This is a genomic window from Achromobacter sp. 1012554356 (assembly GCF_059760815.1).
In genome coordinates this window covers 1-20,308 of record NZ_JCBANC010000064.1, presented here as the reverse complement: position 1 = coordinate 20,308, position 20,308 = coordinate 1, and the positions used below count along the sequence as shown (strand labels likewise).

Sequence of the window (20,308 nt, the reverse complement as noted above, 5' to 3'; positions counted from 1 at the left end):
GTTTTGTTTTTGATCCGGCCGGGAAAGCGCGCATAGACCAAACCCGCGCGCCGATGCACCCTACATGCCGTGACCGGCCGCCATCACGCGGACGGGGTTGCATGCGTCTGGCGGACAGACGCATGGCATGGCATCAAGGAAACTCATGTCTGACATCGCATTTGCCACCTTGGCCGATCTGGCGGACGGCCTGGCGCAGGGCCGCTACAGCTCGGTGGAATTGACGCGCCACTTCCTGGACCGCATCGACCGGGCAAATCCCACGCTGGGCGCCTTTGTCAGCGTGGACAACGCGGGCGCGTTGCGGCTGGCCGAATCCGCCGACGCCCGCCGGCGCGCGGGCTACGGGCTGCTCAGCCCGCTGGACGGCGTGCCGGTGGCGGTCAAAGATCTGTGCGACATCCAGGGCCAGATCACCACGGCGGGGTCCGAGGCCTGGCGCGAACGCCGCAGCGGCGTCACCGCCACGGCGGTCACGCGGCTGCTGGACGCGGGCATGGTGATGCTGGGCAAGACCCACATGGTGGAATTCGCCTTCGGCGGCTGGGGCACGAACCCGGTCATGGGCACGCCGCGCAACCCCTGGGATCTGGAGCGCGCGCGGGTGCCCGGCGGCTCATCCAGCGGCTCCGGCGTGGCCGTCGCGGCTGGACTGGCTCCGGCCGCCTTGGGCTCGGACACCGGCGGTTCGATCCGGATTCCTGCGGCGCTGAACGGCATTACGGGCCTGAAAACCACGCGCGGCCTGATCAGCCTGCACGGCGCGGTGGCGCTGTCGACCACGCTGGACACCTTGGGCCCGCTGACGCGCGATGCGCGCGACGCGATGCTGCTGACTGGGCTGATGGCCGGCCACGACATCCAGGACCCATTGACGTTCGGCATCCCGGCCTTCGACTGCCGCGAGCCGGCCGGCGGCGCGCAGCCGCTGCGCGGCGTGCGCATCGCGGTGATGCCGATTGCGCAGCATCCCATCGCGGTGGAGGCCGACGCGCTGTCCGCGCTGGACGACGCGCGCCGCGTGCTGGCCGCGCTGGGCGCGGACGTGGCCGAGACGCCGCTGCCCTTCGACTTTCGCGAGATGATGCACCGCAACGGCCAGATCATCGCCGCCGAAGCCTATGCCTTGCACCGAGGCTACATCGAAGACGCCGCCAAGCCCATCGGCCAGTATGTGCGCGCCCGCGTGTTGTCGGGCAAGGGCATCTCGGCCGCCGATTACATCTCGGCGCTGCAGGCCCATGCGCAAGCGCGCCGCGACTGGCTGGACTGGATGCAGGAGTTCGACGCCGTCCTCACGCCCTGCGCCCCGTTCGGCGCGCGTCAGTTGGCCGATGTGGACGAAGCGGCCACCCCGCTTGCGGCGTTTACCCGACCCGGGAACTACATGAACGCAGCCGGGCTGGCGCTGCCCGCGGGCTTTACCAACGACGGCCTGCCGCTAGGCGTGCAGTTGCTGGGCAAACCCAACGCGGAAGGCGCGCTGGGCCGGATCGGCATTGCCTTCCAAGCGGTCACCGAATGGCACCGCCAGCGGCCGGATCTGAACGCGGTGGGGTTGTAGGCGCTGCATTTGCGGGCGCTGGGCTTGCAGGCGCGGCGCTGGCCGTCTCGACCGGCAGCCCTTCCCAGCCGCCGCCCAGCGCGACGATCAGATTAACGCTGGCCACCAGCCGGCTACCCATGAGGCTCAAGGCATTGCGCTCGCTGCTGAGCGCGGTGGCGTCGACCACGGCCACGCTCAGGTAGTCGACCAAACCCGCCTGATACTGGTTCTGGATAAGACGCAGCGATTCGCGCGCCGATTCCAGCGCGCGACGCTGCACGATCTGTTCCTGCTCCATCACGCGAAGCTGGATCAGGTAGTCCTCGACCTCGCGCAGACCGGTCAACGCTGCCTGGCGATAGGCCGCCGCCTGCGAGTCGTACGAAGCGCGCGCCTGCTCGACCTGGGCCTCGCGCGCGCCGCCGTCGAAGATCGTCAGCGCCAGCGCCGGACCCAGCGACCAGAAGCGCGCAGGCGCCGTCAGCAGTTCGGCGAATTCACCATTACGGAAACCGCCGTCGGCCGACAGCGTCAGGCTGGGGAACCACGCAGCCTGGGCCACACCGATCTGCGCATTGGCGGCCGCGGCGCGGCGTTCGGCGGCGGCGACGTCGGGACGGCGCTCGAGCAACTCGGACGGCAGGCCCACCGGAATCTGCGGCAGCCGCAATGTGAACACTGCGGGCGGCAGGCTGAACTGCGAAGGCGCCTGGCCCATCAGCACCGCGATCGCGTGCTCGTATTGGCCTCGCTGCCAATCCAGGTCGATGGACTGCGCGCGCGTGCTTTCAAGCTGCGTGCGCGCGACCGCCACATCGGCCTGGCCCGCGACGCCGACTTCATAGCGGTTCTGCGTAAGCTTCAACGACTTTTCGTACGCGGCCACGGTGGCGTCGAGCAGGCGCTTCTGTTCGTCCAGCACGCGCAGTTGCAGGTAGGTCTGCACCAGCGCAGCCTGCGCGCTCAGGCGGGTTGCGCCCAGGTCGGCCAGACTGGCGGCGGCGCTGGCTTCGGACGACTCGACGCTGCGGCGCACCCTGCCCCAGACGTCCAGCTCCCAGCTCACGCTGCCGGTCAGCGAATACTGATTGGACACGTTGCTGCCCGAACCCGTCGACGAACCGCTTTGCCCGCCGCTACCCGCGCGGCTCATGCCCGCCCCCGCGCCCACCGTCGGATAGAACCCCGAACGCGCGCCGCGCACCAGGCCCAGCGCCTGGCGATAATTCGCCTCGGCCTGCGCGATGGTCTGGTTCGACGTGTTCAGCTGAACCAGCAGGCCGTCCAGCGTGGCGTCGTCGTAGACCTTCCACCACGCGCCCCGGTCGGCGTCGTCACGCGGCTGGGCCGGCTTCCAGCCGGGCACCTCGACCTGGCCTTCCTTGTAGGCCGCGCCAACGTCCAGCGCGGGGCGCTGATAGTCGGGTCCGACCGCGCAGGCGCCCAGCAGCGCACACAGCGCCAGCGAGGCCGCGGCGCGGGGAAGAGAGGCGGAGGAAAACGGCTTGGTACGAATCATGTGTGTTCTATGGAAGCGGAATTCCCGCCCCGCGAGGCGCGCCGGCGCGCGGCCCACAGGCGGAAGCGGTCCAGATAAAGATAGACCACGGGCGTGGTGTACAGCGTAAGGATCTGGCTCAGGACCAGGCCGCCCACGATGGTAATGCCAAGCGGCTGGCGCATCTCGACGCCGGCGCCCGTCGCCAGCACCAGCGGCAGCGCGCCAAAGATGGCCGCCATCGTCGTCATCATGATGGGGCGGAACCGCGTGAGGCATGCCTGAAAGATGGCGTCGCGCGGCGACATGCCATGGTGGCGTTGGGCGTCGAGCGCAAAATCCACCATCATGATCGCGTTCTTCTTGACGATGCCGATCAAGAGAAATACCCCGATCAGCGCGATCAGCGTGAAATCATGGCGCACCAGCAGCAGGGCAAGCAGCGCGCCCAGCCCCGCCGACGGCAGCGTGGACAGAATCGTGAGCGGGTGGATGAAGCTTTCGTACAAAATGCCCAGCACGATGTACATGGTCACCAGCGCGGCCAGGATCAGCCAGGGTTGCTGCGCCAGCGTCTGCTGCAACGCGGCGGCAGTGCCCTGAAAGCCGGCCTGGATCTGATCGGACGGCAGGCCCAGGCGCGCGACGGCATTGTCGATTGCGGTGGTTGCCTGCCCCAACGACACGCCGGGCGCGAGGCTGAACGAGATGGTGTCGGCTACGAAAAGGCCCTGGTGACTCACGCTGAGCGGCGCGTTGGCATTTTCAAGCTTGGTGAACGCCGACAGCGGCACGCGGGCGCCGTCCGCCGTGATGACCTCGACCTGACGCAGCGATTCGATGTCCTGCGCGAACTTAGGGTCCACGCCCAGCACCACGTGATACTGATTGAGCGGCCCGTACATGACCGACACCTGGCGCTGGCTGAACGAGTTGTTCAGCACCGTGGAGATGGTGGCCATGCTGATGCCCAGCCGCGTCGCGGCTTCGCGGTCGATGACCAGGTTGATCTCGCGGCCTCGGTCCTCGACGTCGGCGTCCACGTCGGTGATCTCCGGAATCTTGGCCATCGCCTGCTGCACCTTGGGCATCCAGGTGCGCAGCAATTGCAGGTCGCCGGACATCAGGGTGTAGTCGTACGAACCCTGGCTTTGGCGGCCGCCGATGCGGATGTCCTGCTGCGACACCAGGAACAATCGCGCGCCGGGCATGTTCTGCAGCTTGGCGCGCAGGCGGTTGATGACCACGTCGGCGGAAACCTTGCGCTCGCCCAGCGGCTTGAGCTGGATCTGCATGAAGCTGCTGTTGCTGCCGCCGCGCCCGCCCGCATAACCGGTCATGCTTTGCACGGCCGGATCGTCCAGCACGACCTTGCGCAGCGCTTCGAGCTTGGGCAACGTGGCCTGGAACGACGTGCCCTGGTCGACGCGGAAAAAGCCCAGCAACTGGCCCGTGTCCTGCTGCGGGAAAAAGCCCTTGGGCACCACGGTGTACAGATAGACGTTCAGGCCCACGGCGATCGCCAGCGTCAGCATCATCAGGCGCCCGTGCGCCAGCGCCCAGCTCAGCGAACGGCGGTAGCCGTCTTGCATGGACTGGAAGCCCCGTTCGGTCCAACGTGCCAGCCGGCCAGGCGGCTTGGGGTCCTTGGGTTCGGGCCGCAGCAGGCGCGCGCACATCATGGGCGTGAGCGTCAGCGACACCACCAGCGACACCAGGATGGACGCAGACAGGGTGACGGCGAACTCACGGAACAGGCGTCCGACCACCCCGCCCATCAGCAGGATGGGAATGAACACGGCCACCAGCGACAGGCTCATCGACAGCACCGTGAAGCCGACCTCTCGCGAGCCGCGCAGCGCGGCGCGCATCGGCGACATGCCGTTTTCGACGTGGCGCATGATGTTTTCCAGCACCACGATCGCGTCGTCCACCACGAAACCCGTGGCAACGATCAGCGCCATCAGCGAGATGGTGTTCAGCGTGTAGCCGCACATATACATGATGCAGAACGTGCCGATCAGCGACACCGGCACCGCGACGCTGGGAATGATGGCCGCGCGCCAGCGCCGCAGGAACAGCAGCACCACCAGCACCACCAGCCCGACGGCGATGATGAGCGTCAGCTCGGCTTCGTGCAGCGACGCGCGGATGCTGGGCGTGCGGTCCTGCGCGACCGTCATGGTGACGTCGGCGGGCATCAGCGCCTGCAGCACCGGAAGCTGCGCACGCACGGCGTCCACGGCTTCGATGATGTTGGCGTCCGCCTGCCGCCGCACGACCATCAGGATGGCGTTGCGGTCGTTGAAGAAGCCGGTCTGGTACAGGTCTTCGACCGAGTCCTCCACCTTGGCCACGTCGGAGACGCGCACCGGCCGGCCGTCGCGCCAGGCGACGATCAGCGGCCGGTACTCCTCGGCCCGGCTGAGCTGGTCGCTGACCATGATCTGCCAGTGGTAGCGGTCGTTTTCCAGTACGCCCTTGGGCCGGTTGGCATTGGCGTTGGCCAGCGTGGCGCGCAGTTCGTCCAGCGACACGCCCTGGTTGGCCAGCGCGCCGGGCAGCACGGTGACGCGCACCGCGGGCAGCGAGCTGCCGCCCACCGTGACCTCGCCCACGCCGTCCACCTGCGACAGCTTCTGCGCCACGATGGTGGAGGCCAGGTCGTACAACTGGCCCTGGCTGAGCGTGTCGGACGTCAGCGCCAGCGTCATGATCGGCGCGTCCGACGGATTGGACTTGTTATAGGTGGGATTGCTGCGCAGGCCAGTCGGCAAGAGCGAACGCGCCGCGTTGATCGCGGCCTGCACGTCGCGCGCCGCGCCGTTGATGTCGCGCGACAGGTCGAACTGCAGCGTGATGCGGGTGGAGCCCTGCGAGCTGCGCGAGGTCATTTCGGTGACGCCCGCGATGCTGCCCAGCGACCGCTCCAGCGGCGTGGCGACGCTGGAGGCCATGGTCTCGGGACTGGCGCCCGGCAGGCTGGCCGACACGGAGATGGTGGGGATGTCTACCTGCGGCAGCGGCGCCACGGGCAACAGAAAGAACGCAAGCATGCCGGCCATCACGACCGCCAGGCTCAGCAGCGTGGTCGCCACCGGCCGGACGATGAAGGGGGCCGACAGGATCATCGCGCGTCTCCGGCGGACGGCGCACCCGCGCCGCGCCAACGGCGGGACATGCGATCGAACATCAGGTAGATGACCGGCGTGGTGAACAGCGTCAGCACCTGCGACAGCAGCAGGCCGCCCACCATCACCAGGCCCAGCGGCTGGCGCAGTTCAGCGCCCGTGCCGGTGGACAGCATCAGCGGCAGGGCGCCGAACAGTGCAGCCAGCGTGGTCATCAGGATGGGCCGGAACCGCAGCAGCGCGGCCTCGTGGATGGCCTCGCGCGGCGCCAGGCCCCGCTTGCGTTCGGCATCCAGCGCGAAGTCGATCATCATGATCGCGTTCTTCTTGACGATGCCGATCAGCAGGATGATCCCGATGATGCCGATCATGTCCAGTTCGGTGCCGCTGATCAGCAGCGCCAGCAACGCGCCCACCCCCGCGGACGGCAACGTGGACAGGATGGTGATCGGGTGGATATAGCTTTCATAGAGCACGCCCAGCACGATGTACATCGTGACCACGGCCGCCAGAATCAGCCACAGCGTGCTGGACAGCGAATTCTGGAACGCCAGCGCCGCGCCCTGGAAGCGTGTTTCGACCCCGGACGGCATGCCGATCTCGGCCTCGGCCGCCTTGATGTTCTCGACAGCGTCGGACAGCGAGGCGCCGGGCGCCAGATTGAACGACACCGTCACCATGGGGAACTGGTCGAGCCGGTTCACGGCCAGCACCGTCCGGCCTTCGCTGATGTGCGCAACGGAAGACAGCGGCACCTGAGCGCCCGTGGATGTGGGCACGTGGAGCTGTCCCAGCGCGGCGGGCGACATCTGGAACTGCGGCAGGACTTCGAGCACCACGCGGTACTGGTTGGACTGCGTGAAGATCGTGGAGATCAGCCGCTGGCCGAAGGCGTTGTACAGCGTCTCGTCAATGACGGCGGCGGTGATGCCCAGGCGCGAGGCCGCATCGCGGTCGATTTCCACCCACGTCTGCAGGCCATCGTCCTGCAGGTCGTCGGCCACGTCCATCAGGCCCGGCACGGCGCGCAGGCGGTCGACCAGCTTGGGCGTCCATTCGCTCAGCACCTTCAGGTCGGGGTTGGACAGCGTCATCTGGTACTGCGTGCGGCTGACGCGGTCTTCGATGGTCAGGTCCTGCACCGGCTGCATGTAGACAATCAGGCCGTCCTGCTTGTTCAGGTTCTCTTGCAGGCGCGCCATCACCGTGCGCAGGTCGCCGTTTCGTTCGGCCTGCGGCTTGAGCGAAATCTGCATGCGGCCGGCGCTGAGCGTGGCGTTGCTGCCGTCCACGCCGATGAAGGACGACACGGCCTGCACGTCGGGATCTTCCAGCACCAGCCGGGCCGCCGCCTGCTGGCGCTCGGACATGGCGGTAAACGAGATGGACTGCGGCGCCTGCGTGATGGCCTGGATGAGGCCGGTATCCTGCTGCGGAAAGAAGCCCTTGGGCACCACCAGGTACAGCAGCACGGTCAGCGCAAAGGTGGCTACCGCCACGATCAGCGTCAGCGTCTGATGGCGCAGCACAACCTGCAGCATGCGGTCGTAGCCCGCGATGATGCGGTCGATGAAGGCGCCCGTGGCCTGATGAAAGCGTCCGTGCTTGGTCTCGGATTCGGCGCGCAGCAGGCGCGCGCACATCATCGGGGTCAGCGTCAGTGACACCACCAGCGAGATCAGAATGGCCACCGCCAGCGTGATCGCGAACTCGCGGAACAGCCGGCCCACGACTTCCGTCATGAACAGCAGCGGGATCAGCACGGCAATCAGCGACAGGGTCAGCGAGATCAGCGTGAAGCCGATCTGCGACGCGCCTTTCAGCGCGGCCTGCATCGGCTTCTCGCCTTCTTCGATGTGACGGGCGATGTTTTCGATCATGACGATGGCGTCGTCCACGACGAAGCCCGTGGCGATGGTCAGCGCCATCAGCGTCAGGTTGTTGATCGAGAACCCGGACAGATACATGATCCCGAACGTGCCCACCAGCGACAGCGGCACGACGACGCTGGGAATCAGCGTGGCCGTCATGCTGCGCAGGAAAATGAACGTGACCATGACCACCAGCCCGACGGCCAGCAGCATTTCAAACTGCACGTCGGCGACGGAATCGCGGATGGTCTGGGTGCGATCCGACACCACCGCCACGTCCAGTGTGGCGGGCAGCGCCGCGCGCAATTGCGGCATTAGCGCCTGGATGCGGTCGACCACGTCGATCACGTTGGCGCCGGGCTGGCGCTGAATGTTCAGCAGGATGGCGGGCTTGTCGCCGGCCCACGCGGCCTGGCGGGTGTCTTCGGCGCCTTCGACCGCGCGCGCGACGTCGGCCAGCCGCAGCGGCGCGCCGTTCTTGTACGCGATGATCAGGCTGTTGTAGTCGGTGGGCGACTTGAGCTGGTCGTTGGCGTTGATGGTGGTGGAACGCTGCGGGCCGTCGAGGTTGCCCTTGGGCTGGTTGACGTTGGCGCCGACAATGGCGGTGCGCAGGTCCGACAGCGACAGGCCGTTGGCCGCGAGCGCCTGCGGATTCACCTGGACACGCACCGCTGGCCGCTGCCCGCCCGCCACGCTGACCAGGCCCACGCCCGGAATCTGCGACAGCCGCTGCGCCACGCGCGTATCGACCAGGTCGCGCACCTGCGGCAGCGGCATGGTGGGCGACGTGATCGCCAGCGTCAGCACCGCCGCGTCGGCCGGGTTGACCTTGTTATACGTGGGCGGCACCGGCAGGTCGGACGGCAGCAGGTTCGAGGCGGCGTTGATGGCCGCCTGCACTTGCTGCTCGGCCACGTCCAGCGGCAACGTCAGGTTGAATTGCAGGGTAATGACCGAGGCGCCGCCCGAACTGGTGGACGACATCTGGTTCAGGCCGGGCATCTGGCCGAACTGCCGCTCCAAGGGCGATGTGACCAGCGACGTCATGACGTCGGGGCTGGCCCCGGGGTACAGCGTCACGACCTGGATGGTCGGGTAGTCGACCTCGGGCAGCGCGGAAACCGGCAGGAAACGGTAGGCGATGAGGCCCGCGATCAGGATGGCCACCATCGACAGGGTGGTGGCCACGGGGCGCAGAATGAAGAGGCGCGACGGGCTCACGGCGTTCTCGGCTTACTTGGACGCGGGCGTGGTGCCGGCCGGCGCCCCCGCGCCGAGCGTCTTGTCGCGGGTGGCGGGAATGACTTCGGCGCCGCCCAGGATTTCGACCTTGGCGCCGGCGCGCAGGCGGTCGGTGCCTTCGGTGACGACGCGGTCGCCCGGCTTCAAGCCCTCGTTGACGGCGACCATGCCGCTGTTGATGGCGCCCAGCTTCACCTGGCGCACCGCGATCGTGTTGTCGTCCTGCACCAGGAAGACGAACGCGCCGGCCGAGCCCTGCTGGACCGCAGCCGTCGGAATGGCGGTCACGTCCTTGCGGGTCAGCACGTGCAGACGCACGTTGACGAACTGGTTGGGGAAAAGGGCATCGTCGGCGTTGTCGAACCGGGCCTTGAGCTTGAGCGTGCCGGTGGCGACGTCGATCTGGTTGTCCAGCGTCTCGAGCTTGCCGGTTGCAATGCGGCGGGTATCGGCGCGGTCATAGGCGTCGACCGCCAGCGTCTTGCCAGCGGCAAGTTCGGCGCGCACTTCGGGCAGTTGCGTTTCGGGCAGGGTGAAGACGACGGAAATCGGCTGGGTCTGGGTGATGACGACAAGACCGTTGGTGTCCGAGCTGGACACCAGATTGCCGCGGTCGACCTGGCGCAGACCCAGGCGGCCGCTGATCGGCGCGGTGATGCGCGCGTAGTCGAGCTGCAGCTTGGCATTGTCGACATTGGCCTGGTCGCTCTTGACCGTGCCTTCATACTGGCGCACCAGCGCGGCCTGCGTGTCGACCTGCTGACGGGCAATGGAATCCTGCTTGAAGAGGGCCTGGTAGCGTTGCAGGTCGCGGCGGGCGTTTTCAAGCTGGGCAAGGTTCTGCATCTGCGTGCCGCGCGCCTGGTCCAGGGCCACCTGGAATGCGCGCGGATCCACCTGCGCGAGCAGGTCGCCGGCCTTGACCTGCTGGCCTTCCTGGAAGGCGACGTCGACCAGTTCGCCGCTGACGCGGCTTCGGACGGTGACGGTGTTGTAGGCGGTGACGGTGCCGAGCGAGCGCAGGAAGATGTCGATGTCCTGCTGGGCGGCGGTGGCAATCCGCACCGGCACGGGCAGGTTGGCCATGGCTGCCATGGGAGGCCGGCCGCCGGCCCGTCCCCCCGGACCGCCCTGTTTGGCCGAGGGCCGGAGCACCAACCACGCGATCGCCGCCACGACGAGGAGCAGCAGACCCAAGCCGACCATACGGCGACGGCTCCAGCGGGAGGTTGGGGATACAGGACGGCTATCGGACATGGAGACGGTTCCGGCACACTCGGAAGGAAAGCCGTATTGTCTACTAGACCGTCCCGGTTTCGGCCCTGATGACCGTCATGCTGAAACGACCCGCAACAGGAATCCGGGCAGCGAAACCCTGCGTAACTTCAGCCTAAGCGCTGCACAGGGTCATCTGGAATGACACGTCGCGGGCCACCTGCTGGGGCTTGAATTCCCCGTCCTGGGTGGAAAAACGTATCCAGATCATGTACTTATTGGCGCTGATCTCGGGAAAGACACCATGAGTGGGGTCCACCCAGACGCGCAAAAGCTGGAACTGCTTGCCGCCCAGCATCTGCTGATAGGCGCCCTGCTCGGCCACGATGTCGGTCTTGCGCCCGGACTCGCGCAACAGGCGCAGCGCCAGGGTCAGGCCGTCGTAGAGGGGAATGAAAGGCGTAACCCAGGCCTGCAGGTCCGCGCAGCGCGCGGCTTCGGGCTTGTTCTGCCAGGCATAGTACGAAGGCATGTCGACCTGCGTGGCGCTGCCGGGCACCGACAGGCGGCCGCGCAGGCTGGTCAGCCATTCGTTTTCGCGCAGCGACTGGCCGGTCTTGCCCAGGGGTGCCAGCGCGCTGGCCACCTTTTCCATTTCGCGCAGCATGCCTTCCAGCGCATCCTGCGCAACGCCCGGATGATCGCGCAGCCCCACCAGCGCAAGGCGCTGGCGTTCGAGGTCTTGCAGGACCGCGCCTTTCACGTCGGTGCGTTCGCACGCGTCGAGCAGATCGAATAGGGAGGTAACGGCAACCTGATGCTGGCGTGAGTCCCCTTCGCGAACAAAGAAGAAGAGCCTGTCGAACAGGTATTCCAGCCGCAGATAAGCACGGATGCGCTCGTTGAAGGGATATTCGTAAACAATCACGCTTTTTTACAGGCCCTATCAAGTGGTTGGCCGGCGGGCCAAGAATTTTCAGGGGTGCCGGCAGCCGCTGGCTTACCGGCCCGTGGTGGTCGCCAGCGCCAGCCAGCGGTCATGCAAGGTCAACGCCCGCGCGCGCAACTGTTCCGGCGTTGTCGTTGCGTCGTTGAGTATGACGTCGTCCGCGACCTCCAACCGGCGTGCCCGCGCAGCCTGTGCCGCCATGATACGCCTGATGTCCTGCTCCGTCAGCCCGCTGCGCTGCTGCACGCGAGCCACCTGCGTTTCGGGATCGCAATCGACCACGCAGATACGATCCACGCGGTCTCGCCAACGGTCCAGGGACTCAACCAATAGCGGCACCACAAAGACCAGATACGATCCGCGCGCGGCCGCGGCCTGGCGTTCCGTTTCGCGGCCGATGGCTGGATGCAGCACCGCTTCCAGCCGCCGCCGCACCTGCGGATCGGCGAATGCCTGCGTGCGCATCCACGCGCGGTCCAGGGCGCCGTCCGGCGTCAAGGCCTGCGGTCCGAATTCGCGTTCGATCGCGGGCATCGCGGCGCCGCCGGCGGCGGTGAGAGAGCGCGCGATCTCGTCGGTGTCGACCAACGCCGCGCCCCACTCCGCCAGCATGTCCGCCACGCGGGACTTGCCCGAGCCGATGCCGCCCGTCAGACCAATGTTGAACATGCTGCCTTTCCTTTGTGTCTTGCTTGATAGGCGTTGCGGGGTGCGGCGCCTAATTCATGAACGGCAACAGGCCTTGCTCGCCGCCCAGCAGCAGCATGACCAGCCCGGCCAGCGCCAGATACGGGCCGAAGGGCAAGGGCTGGCCGCGGCTGGCGCGGCCCATGAGCGTCAGCGCCCCGCCGATCAGCACACCCACCAGCGACGCGCTGAGCAGCAGCATCGGCAAGGCCTCGACGCCGAACCACGCACCTAGCGCGGCCAGCAGCTTGAAGTCGCCCTGCCCCATGCCTTCGCGCCCGGTCAACAGGCGGAACACATGAAAGATAACCCACAGGAACAGATAACCGGCCACCGCGCCAACCACAGCCGTCTGCACACTGATGAACGCGTCGAACAGGTTCACGAGCAGGCCCGCCCACACCAGGGGCTGGGTCAGGACGTCGGGCAGCAGCGTCGTTTCGAAGTCGATCCATGCCAGCGCCACCAGCATGGCCGACAGGCCCATGGCCGCCACCGCGATCGGCGTCGCGCCAAAGCGCAGCGCGCAGGCCGCGAACAGCGCGCAGGTCAGGAGTTCGATGACGGGATAGCGCCAGCCGATGGGCGCGTGGCAGGCCGCGCACCGGCCGCGCAGCAGCAACCAGCCGAGCACGGGAATCCGAGCCATTCTTTCGATGGGCGCCTCGCAGGCGGGACAGTGCGAGGCCGGCGCCAGCAGGCCATAGTGGCCCGCGGGCCGCGGCTTGCCGGCGGCGTCCAGGCACTGCGCCTGCCATTCGCGCTCCATCATGCGCGGCAGCCGATGCGTCAGCACCGTCAACCAGTTGCCGGCGAACAGCCCGGCCAGCGCCGCCACGCCTACGAAGACGCCCAGGGGTAGATCAAAGACTTGCCACATCGGCGTCACCGCCCCTCATGGCCCGGGCGCGCCAGCCCATCCGACTGGCGGGCGATGGCGCAAGGAATGAAGCGCCGCACGCGGCGCTGTCGTAATTTGTGCATAAAGTGCCCGGATGCCCGGGAACGGCTAAGGGGAACGTATCGAATCTTCGCATAAGTGCGTAAAATCGGAGACAGACTCAATTCACGGATAAGCTGCCATGGCCGCGCGCGTAGACAACGTTTCCCGCTCCCGCAAACTCAGCGTCATGGGGCTGCTGCTAGCGGGCACCGTGATCGCCGCAACCGGATGCGCCAAGCAGAAAGCCGAAGGCTATTACGACCTGCCGCCCGAAAGCACCGTGACCGACGCGCAGTACCAAGGTTCGGGCGCCGGCTACCGCACTGTCATCCGCGCCCCGTCGCAAGTGCAGATCGAGCTCAAGCCCGACGCACGCCGCCAACAGAACCAAAACCAGCAGGCCGTTGCCGCCGGCCAGACCACCGAAGACGGCCAAGCCGTGCCGGAAGGCGCCGAAGGTGGCTCGGGCAGCTCGGCGCCCGCCCCCGCGGCACCCGCCCCGGCGGCCAACGGCATCACCCACAGCCTGGTGCCGCAGCCGCAAACCTACATGGGCACGCTGCCGTGTTTTTCGCCTGCCATGCAGTGCACCGCCCAGCGCGTGACGCTGACGCTGGCGCCCAATGGCCGTTGGCGCGGCCGCACCGCCTACCTGGACAACGATCCCAAGAAGGGTCCGCCGGTTTCCGAGCAAGGCTGCTGGGACGCCACCGACGAACGCCCGCCGCGCGTCATCCTGATGGACGGCCAAGGCAATGTCCGCGTGGAATTCCTGGTCGCGGCCAACAACGTGCTGCGCGTGCGCTCCATTGGCGGCCAGACGCCCAACCTGAACTACAACCTGACCCGCCAGCCGGATCTGGACCCGATCGACGAACTGGCCAGCGCCGCGGCGCCCAAGTGCCCCTGATCGTTCGGGTGTCCGCCTGCGGCGTTTGATCGCTGCCGGAAACAACGCCGCTGCACGCAACGCCGCCGCACCCTTCCCGGGCCTGACGAACACCTTGTTCGTCAGGCCCGAATTCTTTGGCCGGCCGTCGGATCGCCATCAAGGAGGAACCTCGGGCTTTGCCGGGCAATCGCCGTACTCACTGGCGGGCTCGTGCAATACCTGCGGCTGTGGGCCGGGCCGGACGGGAGGCGGCATGTTGCGGGACGGCCAGCTTGCCCCGGGGACGGGCGATGCGCCGGACTGCCCATGGGCGCACAGCCGGCAGGCGAGCTGCATGGCATTGCGCGCGCCGAGCTTGGCGAAGATGCGGGCGCGGTGGGCCTCCACGGTGCGCAGGGAAATGCCCAGGTCGATGGCGATGACCTTGTTGGCGCGCCCTGCCGCCACGTATTCGACGATCTGGCGTTCGCGGGCGGTCAGGGATGAAAGGGCGGCGTCGAGTTCGGGGTGAGGAAAGGGCATGGAAGCTCGTTTGCAATATAGGATTGCAAACAGTCTGCCCCGCCGGCCGGGCCGCCGTAAGCTAGCAATTCTGATAGGGGCTGATGAAAACGCCTCGCATCAAGCGCCCCGTATCGACCGCCCATCCCCGCCCCGCTTCAGGCCGTATAGACCAATTCCAGGTTGTCGATCAGGCGCGTGGCGCCCAGCTTGGCGGCGGCCAGCACCACGACAGGTTCGCCCGCCTGCAAGTCGGCGGCCTCGGGGCGGTTCAGATCGCGCTGGCGGCGCAAGGCCACGTAGTCGACCTGCCAGCCGCGCTGCGTCAGCCGCTGGACTGCCTCGTTTTCCAGCGCGGCGGCATCGCGTTCGCCCTGGGCCAGGCGGCGGCCGATCTCCTGCAGCTCGGCGTACAGCGCCGGCGCCTCGGCGCGCTCGGCGTCAGTCAGGTAGCGATTTCGCGAGGACAGCGCCAGTCCGTCGGCCGCGCGCACGGTTTCGTGCGCCAGCACCTCGACGGGCAACTGGAACTGGCGGCACATGTTGCGCACCACCATGAGCTGCTGGTAGTCCTTCTTGCCGAACACCGCCACGCGCGGCTGCACGCAGGAGAACAGCTTCAGCACGACGGTGCTGACGCCGGCGAAAAAGCCGGGACGGAATTCGCCTTCCAGGATGTCGCCCAGATCATCGGGCGGCTGGATGCGGAAATTCTGCGGCTCGGGGTACATCTCGCGCTCGTTGGGCGCGAACAGCACATAGACGTCGCGCGCCGCTTCGAGCTTTTCGATGTCGGCGGCCAGGGTGCGCGGATACTGGTCGAAATCCTCGTTCGGGCCGAACTGCAGGCGGTTCACGAAGATGCTGGCCACCACGGGATCGCCATGCTGGCGCGCCAGCTTCATCAGCGACAGATGGCCTTCATGCAGGTTGCCCATGGTGGGCACGAACGACACGCGGTTCTGTCCGCGCAGGTGATCGCGCAATTCCTGGATGGTGTGTACGACTTTCAAGGGAATCTCCGGAGTGGGCGCGAGCCCGGTCAGGATCAGGCCGCGACGGCCGCCACGCTGGTGTAGGCCAGGCGCACGTAGATGGGCGCATACGGCTCCGCCTGCGTGATCTCCAACAGCGATTCGCGCGCCAGTTCGAGCATGGCAATGAAATGCACGACGACGACCGCGGCGGGCGCGCCCTCGCGGACGCGCTCCATGAAGAGGTCGCCGAATTCCATGAAACGCACGTCGTTCAACCGGCGCAGGATGTGCGTCATGTGATCGCGCACAGACAGTTGCTCGCGCGTGATGTGGTGGTGCTGGTTCAGCTTGGCCCGCTTCATGATGTCGGCCCAGGCCGCGCGCAGGTCGTCCACGCTGACGTCGGGCAGCGCGCGCTCGACGCTGAGGTCGGCCACAGCCTGGCTGCTGACGAAGTCGCGGCCCAGCTGCGGCATCTTGTCCAGTTTCTGGGCGGCCAGCTTCATCTGCTCGTATTCGAGCAGGCGGCGGACCAGTTCGGCGCGGGGATCTTCGGGCTCTTCGCCGGTGTCGGTCTTCTTGACCGGCAGCAGCATGCGCGACTTGATCTCGATGAGCATGGCCGCCATCAGGAGGTATTCGGCGGCCAGTTCGAGGTTGGTGATGCGGATCTGATCCACATACGACAGGTACTGCCGCGTGACATCCGCCATGGGAATGTCCAGAACGTTGAAGTTCTGCTTGCGGATCAGGTAAAGCAGCAGGTCCAGCGGCCCTTCGAAAGCTTCGAGAAAGACTTCCAGCGCATCGGGCGGGATGTACAGGTCCGTCGGCATCTGGAACAGCGGTTCGCCATACAGACGCGCAAACGCCACGCTATCGATGGTGTCGGGCGTGCTGTCGACGGACGGTGCCACTAGCTTGGCCAGGGCATCGCCTGGCACCGAGGGGTTCTGGACCATGTTTGCCGCAAAGGTATCAGTCGGCCTGATACACGTACGGCCTTTGCGCCACGCGTGCCGCGCGGAAGCCTTCGAGCAGCTCTTGATCCTGCGGTTTGTCCCAGAGGCGGGCGCGTCCCTCGCGCTGGCGCTCTTCGGTGCCAGGGTGGGATTTCTTGAAGTCCTTGAGGAACTGGGTGATCTCGGATTCGTAGTTGGTCGCCATGACGCCAATTTTATTAGGTTGCAGATGTCTCGAGTTTACTTCACGGCGGCCGAATCCCCGGCGTTACAATCGTCAGGCTTCCACCGCAGCCGTCCGACATGCCCGCAGAATCCGCCGCCGCAGCCAATCCCGCTCCCCCCTCAACCCCGGATGCTGTGCGCGCGGCGCGCATGATTCCCTTCATCGTCGGGTGCGCGCTGTTCATGCAGATGCTGGACGCCACGGTCGTGGCGACCGCCCTGCCCGCCATGGCCCGGGCCCTGGGATCCACCCCGGTGCGGCTCAACGTGGCCATCACCTCGTACCTGTTGGCAGTCGCCGTTTTCGTGCCGATCAGCGGCTGGGCGGCCGACCGCTACGGCGCCCGGCGCGTATTCATCACCGCAATCGGCCTGTTCACCCTCAGCTCCGTCGCCTGCGCCATTTCGCAGGACCTGCCGCAGCTCGTTCTGGCCCGGATCGTCCAGGGCATGGCGGGCGCCATGATGGTGCCCGTGGGGCGGATCATCCTGTTGCGCACCGTCCCCAAGCAGGATCTGCTGAAAGCCATGTCCTTCCTGTCGATCCCGGCGCTGCTTGGCCCGGTGATCGGACCGCCGCTGGGCGGTTTCATGGTCACGTACATGTCGTGGCACTGGATCTTCCTGATCAACATCCCGATCGGGTTCCTGGGCATTTTTCTGGTGCTGCGGTATGTCACGGAAATCCGCGAGACCGGCACGCCGCGCCTCGACTGGGTCGGCTTTCTGCTTAGCGCCGGCTGCCTGGCCACGCTGGTCACCGGCTTCGAGGCCATCGGCCGCGACGTGATGCCGCTGCCCATGCTGCTCGGCCTCATCGCCGTGGGCATCGTGTGCGGACTGCTGTACGGGGTGCACGCGCGGCGCACCGAACATCCCATCATCGACCTGTCCCTGATGCGGATTCCCACCTTCGCCATCTCCACGCTGGGAGGCAACTTGTGCCGCTTCGCGGTCGGCGCCACGCCGTTCCTCCTGGCCATGCTGCTGCAGGTGGGCTTTGGGCTTTCGCCGTTCTCGGCCGGTCTCATCACCTTCGCCAGCGCCGCCGGCGCGCTGCTGATGAAATTCGTCGCCACGCCCATCGTCCAGCGTTTCGGCTTTCGGCGCGTGCTGACCCTGAACGCGGTGCTGACGGGCGGTTTCATCATCGTCTGCGGCGCCTTCAACCCGGCCACGCCCGTCTGGCTGATGATCGCCATCCTGCTGGTGGGCGGCTTCTTCCGGTCGTTGCAGTTCACGGGGGTAAATACGCTAACCTATGCCGACATCCCGCCCGCCAAGATGAGCCGCGCCAGCAGCTTTTCGGCCATGGCCCAGCAACTGGGCATCACGCTGGGCGTCGGGGTGGCCGCGGTCACGCTGAACATCAGCATGTCGTTGCGCGGCGCCGAAACCTTGGCCGTCAGCGACGTGGTTGCGGGCTTCATCGTCATCGGCCTGCTGTGCATGGCATCGACTTTCTCCTTTAGACGCCTCGACCCGCTGGCCGGGGCTCACCTGAACGGCGCGAAAAACAGTGACGACGAATGAATTTGTCCTAGCCCTGGACCAGGGCACGACCAGCTCCCGAGCCATCGTGTTCGACCGCGACGGCGTGGTCCGCGGCGTGGGCCAACGTGAATTCCGCCAGCACTATCCGCGTCCGGGTTGGGTCGAGCACGATGCCAACGAGATCTGGCACAGCCAGCTCGACGTCGCCCGCGAAGCCCTGCGCAACGCCGGCGCGGCAGCCGCCGACATCGCCGCCATCGGCATCACCAACCAGCGCGAGACCACGCTCATCTGGGAACGCTCGACCGGCCGTCCACTGGCCCGCGCCATCGTCTGGCAGGACCGCCGCACCGCCCCGATGTGCGACCAGCTCCGCCAGGACGGCCACGGCGACTTCCTGCAGGCGCGCACGGGTCTCGTCGTCGACGCCTACTTTTCCGGCACCAAGCTGGCCTGGCTGCTGGACCACGTGCCCGGCGCGCGCCGCCTGGCCGAATGCGGCGAACTGGCCTTCGGCACCGTCGACACGTGGCTGATCTGGCAACTGACCGGCGGCGCTGTCCACAGCACCGACCCCAGCAACGCTTCGCGCACGATGCTGTTCGACCTGCACACGCAGGACTGGAACGACGACATCCTGGCGCTGCTCAACATCCCGCGCAGCGTCCTGCCGCAGATCGCGCCCAGCAGCGCCATCGTTGGCGACGCTCTCCCCGAATGGCTGGGCGGCTCCGTGCCCATCGCGGGCGTGGCGGGCGACCAGCAGGCCGCCACCTTCGGCCAGGCCTGCTTCACGCCCGGCATGGCCAAGAACACCTACGGCACCGGCTGCTTCATGCTGATGAACGTGGGCGACAAGCCCGTTGAATCGCGCAACAACCTGCTGTCCACCGTCGGCTGGGGCCTGCCCCAACCCGGCCAGGACAAATGGAAGCCGACCTACATGCTGGAGGGCGGCGTCTTCGTGGCGGGCGCTGCGGTCCAGTGGCTGCGCGACGGATTGGGCATCATCCAGCGTTCAGAAGAAATCGAATCCCTGGCCGCCAGCGTCTCGGACACCGACGACGTGTTCATGGTCCCGGCCTTCGCCGGCCTGGGCGCCCCCCACTGGGATCCCTACGCGCGCGGCACCCTTGTTGGCCTGACTCGCGGCACCACACGCGCCCACATCGCACGTGCCACGCTGGAATCCATCGCCCTGCAAAGCGCCGAACTGCTGACGTGCATGAACGCGGACAGCGGCATCGCTTTGACGGAATTGCGCGTCGATGGCGGCGCTGCCCGCAACGATTTGCTGATGCAGATGCAGGCTGACATTCTGGGCGTTCCGGTTGTACGTCCGCGGGTCCCCGAATCCACTGCTCTGGGCGCAGCGGGCCTCGCTGGCTTGGCCGTGGGCTTCTGGTCGGGTCAGGAAGAATTTGCATCGAAGTGGCAGGCCGAACGCACCTTCACGCCCTCCTGGCCCCAATCCGTGCGGGATGCGCGGATGAAGCGGTGGCGGCAGGCGGTGGAGTTGTCGAAGGGCTGGTCGGCTGGCGTGACGAAGTAAGGCGTCGGTTATTGGCTTGCCGGCGGTGTCTGACACCCTTGGGAGACGCACTAGGCATGAAGCGAATCTCACCAGGGTGTCAGACACCTGGAGCAGAAGCAGCCACACGCGAAGCGTCATCGCCACGACGTAAGACACCGCGTAAGTCACCGGAAGCCGCCCGCGCGGCCGAATTGCTGCCGCCCATCGGGCACTGGAGTTCAATGGACGGTTAATGCCGTCTGTGCCTGAACCTGGCGAGAGCGTCGGCCGCTGCCGGTGTCTGACACCCTTGGAGAGCGTCTGCCGCTGCCGGTGTCTGACACCCTTGGGAGACGCACTAGGCATGAAGCGAATCTCACCAGGGTGTCAGACACCTGGAGCCGAAGCAGCCACACGCGACGCGTCATCGCCACGACGTAAGACACCGCGTAAGTCACCGGAAGCCGCCCGCGCGGCCGAATTGCCGCCGCCCATCGGGCACTGGAGTCCAATGGACGGTTAAAGCCGTCTGTGCCTGAACCTGGCGAGAGCGTCTGCCGCTGCCGGTGTCTGACACCCTTGGAGAGCGTCTGCCGCTGCCGGTGTCTGACACCCTTGGGAGACGCACTAGGCATGAAGCGAATCTCACCAGGGTGTCA

At 66.9% G+C, this 20,308-nt stretch carries 14 protein-coding genes and 1 pseudogene; 4 read left to right on the top strand and 11 right to left on the bottom strand.

Features of this window, described 5'->3' with window-relative positions:
- Positions 1–145: 145 nt before the first annotated feature.
- Positions 146–1,564 (top strand): amidase, encoded by a 1,419-nt coding sequence (locus tag AC6LJW_RS24870; protein ID WP_498088507.1) that lies wholly within the window; start codon positions 146–148, stop codon positions 1,562–1,564.
- Here the strand turns inward: AC6LJW_RS24870 and AC6LJW_RS24865 are convergent.
- The 7 genes and pseudogenes from AC6LJW_RS24865 to AC6LJW_RS24835 form a co-directional block, all read right to left on the bottom strand.
- Positions 1,515–3,065: an efflux transporter outer membrane subunit gene (locus AC6LJW_RS24865; protein ID WP_498088506.1), complete on the bottom strand. Its 1,551-nt coding sequence runs from the start codon at positions 3,063–3,065 to the stop codon at positions 1,515–1,517. The two genes, AC6LJW_RS24870 and AC6LJW_RS24865, sit on opposite strands and share 50 nt — an antisense overlap.
- Positions 3,062–6,175 (bottom strand): multidrug efflux RND transporter permease subunit, encoded by a 3,114-nt coding sequence (locus AC6LJW_RS24860; RefSeq protein WP_056564621.1) that lies wholly within the window; start codon positions 6,173–6,175, stop codon positions 3,062–3,064. Before AC6LJW_RS24860 ends, AC6LJW_RS24865 begins: the two co-directional genes overlap by 4 nt.
- Positions 6,172–9,270: an MdtB/MuxB family multidrug efflux RND transporter permease subunit gene (locus AC6LJW_RS24855; protein WP_175186025.1), complete on the bottom strand. Its 3,099-nt coding sequence runs from the start codon at positions 9,268–9,270 to the stop codon at positions 6,172–6,174. Before AC6LJW_RS24855 ends, AC6LJW_RS24860 begins: the two co-directional genes overlap by 4 nt.
- A gap of 12 nt (positions 9,271–9,282) precedes the next feature.
- Entirely contained in the window at positions 9,283–10,548 is a 1,266-nt protein-coding gene (locus AC6LJW_RS24850; protein ID WP_498088505.1) for an MdtA/MuxA family multidrug efflux RND transporter periplasmic adaptor subunit, read from the bottom strand.
- Positions 10,549–10,681: 133 nt separating this feature from the next.
- Positions 10,682–11,434, bottom strand: coding sequence for a cell division protein ZapD (gene zapD, locus AC6LJW_RS24845; RefSeq protein ID WP_056564637.1), 753 nt, complete (start codon positions 11,432–11,434; stop codon positions 10,682–10,684).
- Positions 11,431–12,124: pseudogene (gene coaE / locus AC6LJW_RS24840) on the bottom strand (dephospho-CoA kinase). Before coaE ends, zapD begins: the two are co-directional and overlap by 4 nt.
- A gap of 49 nt (positions 12,125–12,173) precedes the next feature.
- Positions 12,174–13,022: a prepilin peptidase gene (locus AC6LJW_RS24835; protein ID WP_498088504.1), complete on the bottom strand. Its 849-nt coding sequence runs from the start codon at positions 13,020–13,022 to the stop codon at positions 12,174–12,176.
- Between the two features lie 202 nt (positions 13,023–13,224).
- On the opposite strand from AC6LJW_RS24835, the gene AC6LJW_RS24830 reads away from it, so the two are divergent.
- Complete coding sequence (locus AC6LJW_RS24830) at positions 13,225–13,995, top strand: copper resistance protein NlpE N-terminal domain-containing protein (RefSeq protein WP_056564648.1); 771 nt, start codon at positions 13,225–13,227, stop codon at positions 13,993–13,995.
- 138 nt (positions 13,996–14,133) lie between these two features.
- On the opposite strand, the gene AC6LJW_RS24825 is transcribed toward AC6LJW_RS24830, so the two are convergent.
- From AC6LJW_RS24825 to AC6LJW_RS24810, 4 genes are all read right to left on the bottom strand, one after another.
- Positions 14,134–14,499 carry a response regulator transcription factor gene (locus AC6LJW_RS24825; protein ID WP_056564652.1) on the bottom strand — a complete coding sequence of 122 codons (366 nt, stop codon included), beginning with the start codon at positions 14,497–14,499 and terminating at the stop codon, positions 14,134–14,136.
- Positions 14,500–14,636: 137 nt separating this feature from the next.
- Positions 14,637–15,491, bottom strand: a complete 855-nt coding sequence (gene panC / locus AC6LJW_RS24820; RefSeq protein ID WP_056564655.1) for a pantoate--beta-alanine ligase — start codon at positions 15,489–15,491, stop codon at positions 14,637–14,639.
- 35 nt (positions 15,492–15,526) lie between these two features.
- On the bottom strand, positions 15,527–16,417 hold the full coding sequence (locus tag AC6LJW_RS24815) for a segregation and condensation protein A (RefSeq protein ID WP_105237199.1): 891 nt from the start codon (positions 16,415–16,417) through the stop codon (positions 15,527–15,529).
- Positions 16,418–16,433: 16 nt separating this feature from the next.
- A complete protein-coding gene (locus AC6LJW_RS24810; RefSeq protein WP_056564661.1) occupies positions 16,434–16,622 on the bottom strand; it encodes a DUF3460 family protein in 189 nt (62 codons plus the stop codon).
- Between the two features lie 98 nt (positions 16,623–16,720).
- Between AC6LJW_RS24810 and AC6LJW_RS24805 the strand changes: the two genes are divergently transcribed.
- Positions 16,721–18,175: a DHA2 family efflux MFS transporter permease subunit gene (locus AC6LJW_RS24805; protein ID WP_056564664.1), complete on the top strand. Its 1,455-nt coding sequence runs from the start codon at positions 16,721–16,723 to the stop codon at positions 18,173–18,175.
- Complete coding sequence (glpK, locus tag AC6LJW_RS24800) at positions 18,162–19,688, top strand: glycerol kinase GlpK (RefSeq protein ID WP_498088503.1); 1,527 nt, start codon at positions 18,162–18,164, stop codon at positions 19,686–19,688. Before AC6LJW_RS24805 ends, glpK begins: the two co-directional genes overlap by 14 nt.
- Positions 19,689–20,308: the final 620 nt, after the last annotated feature.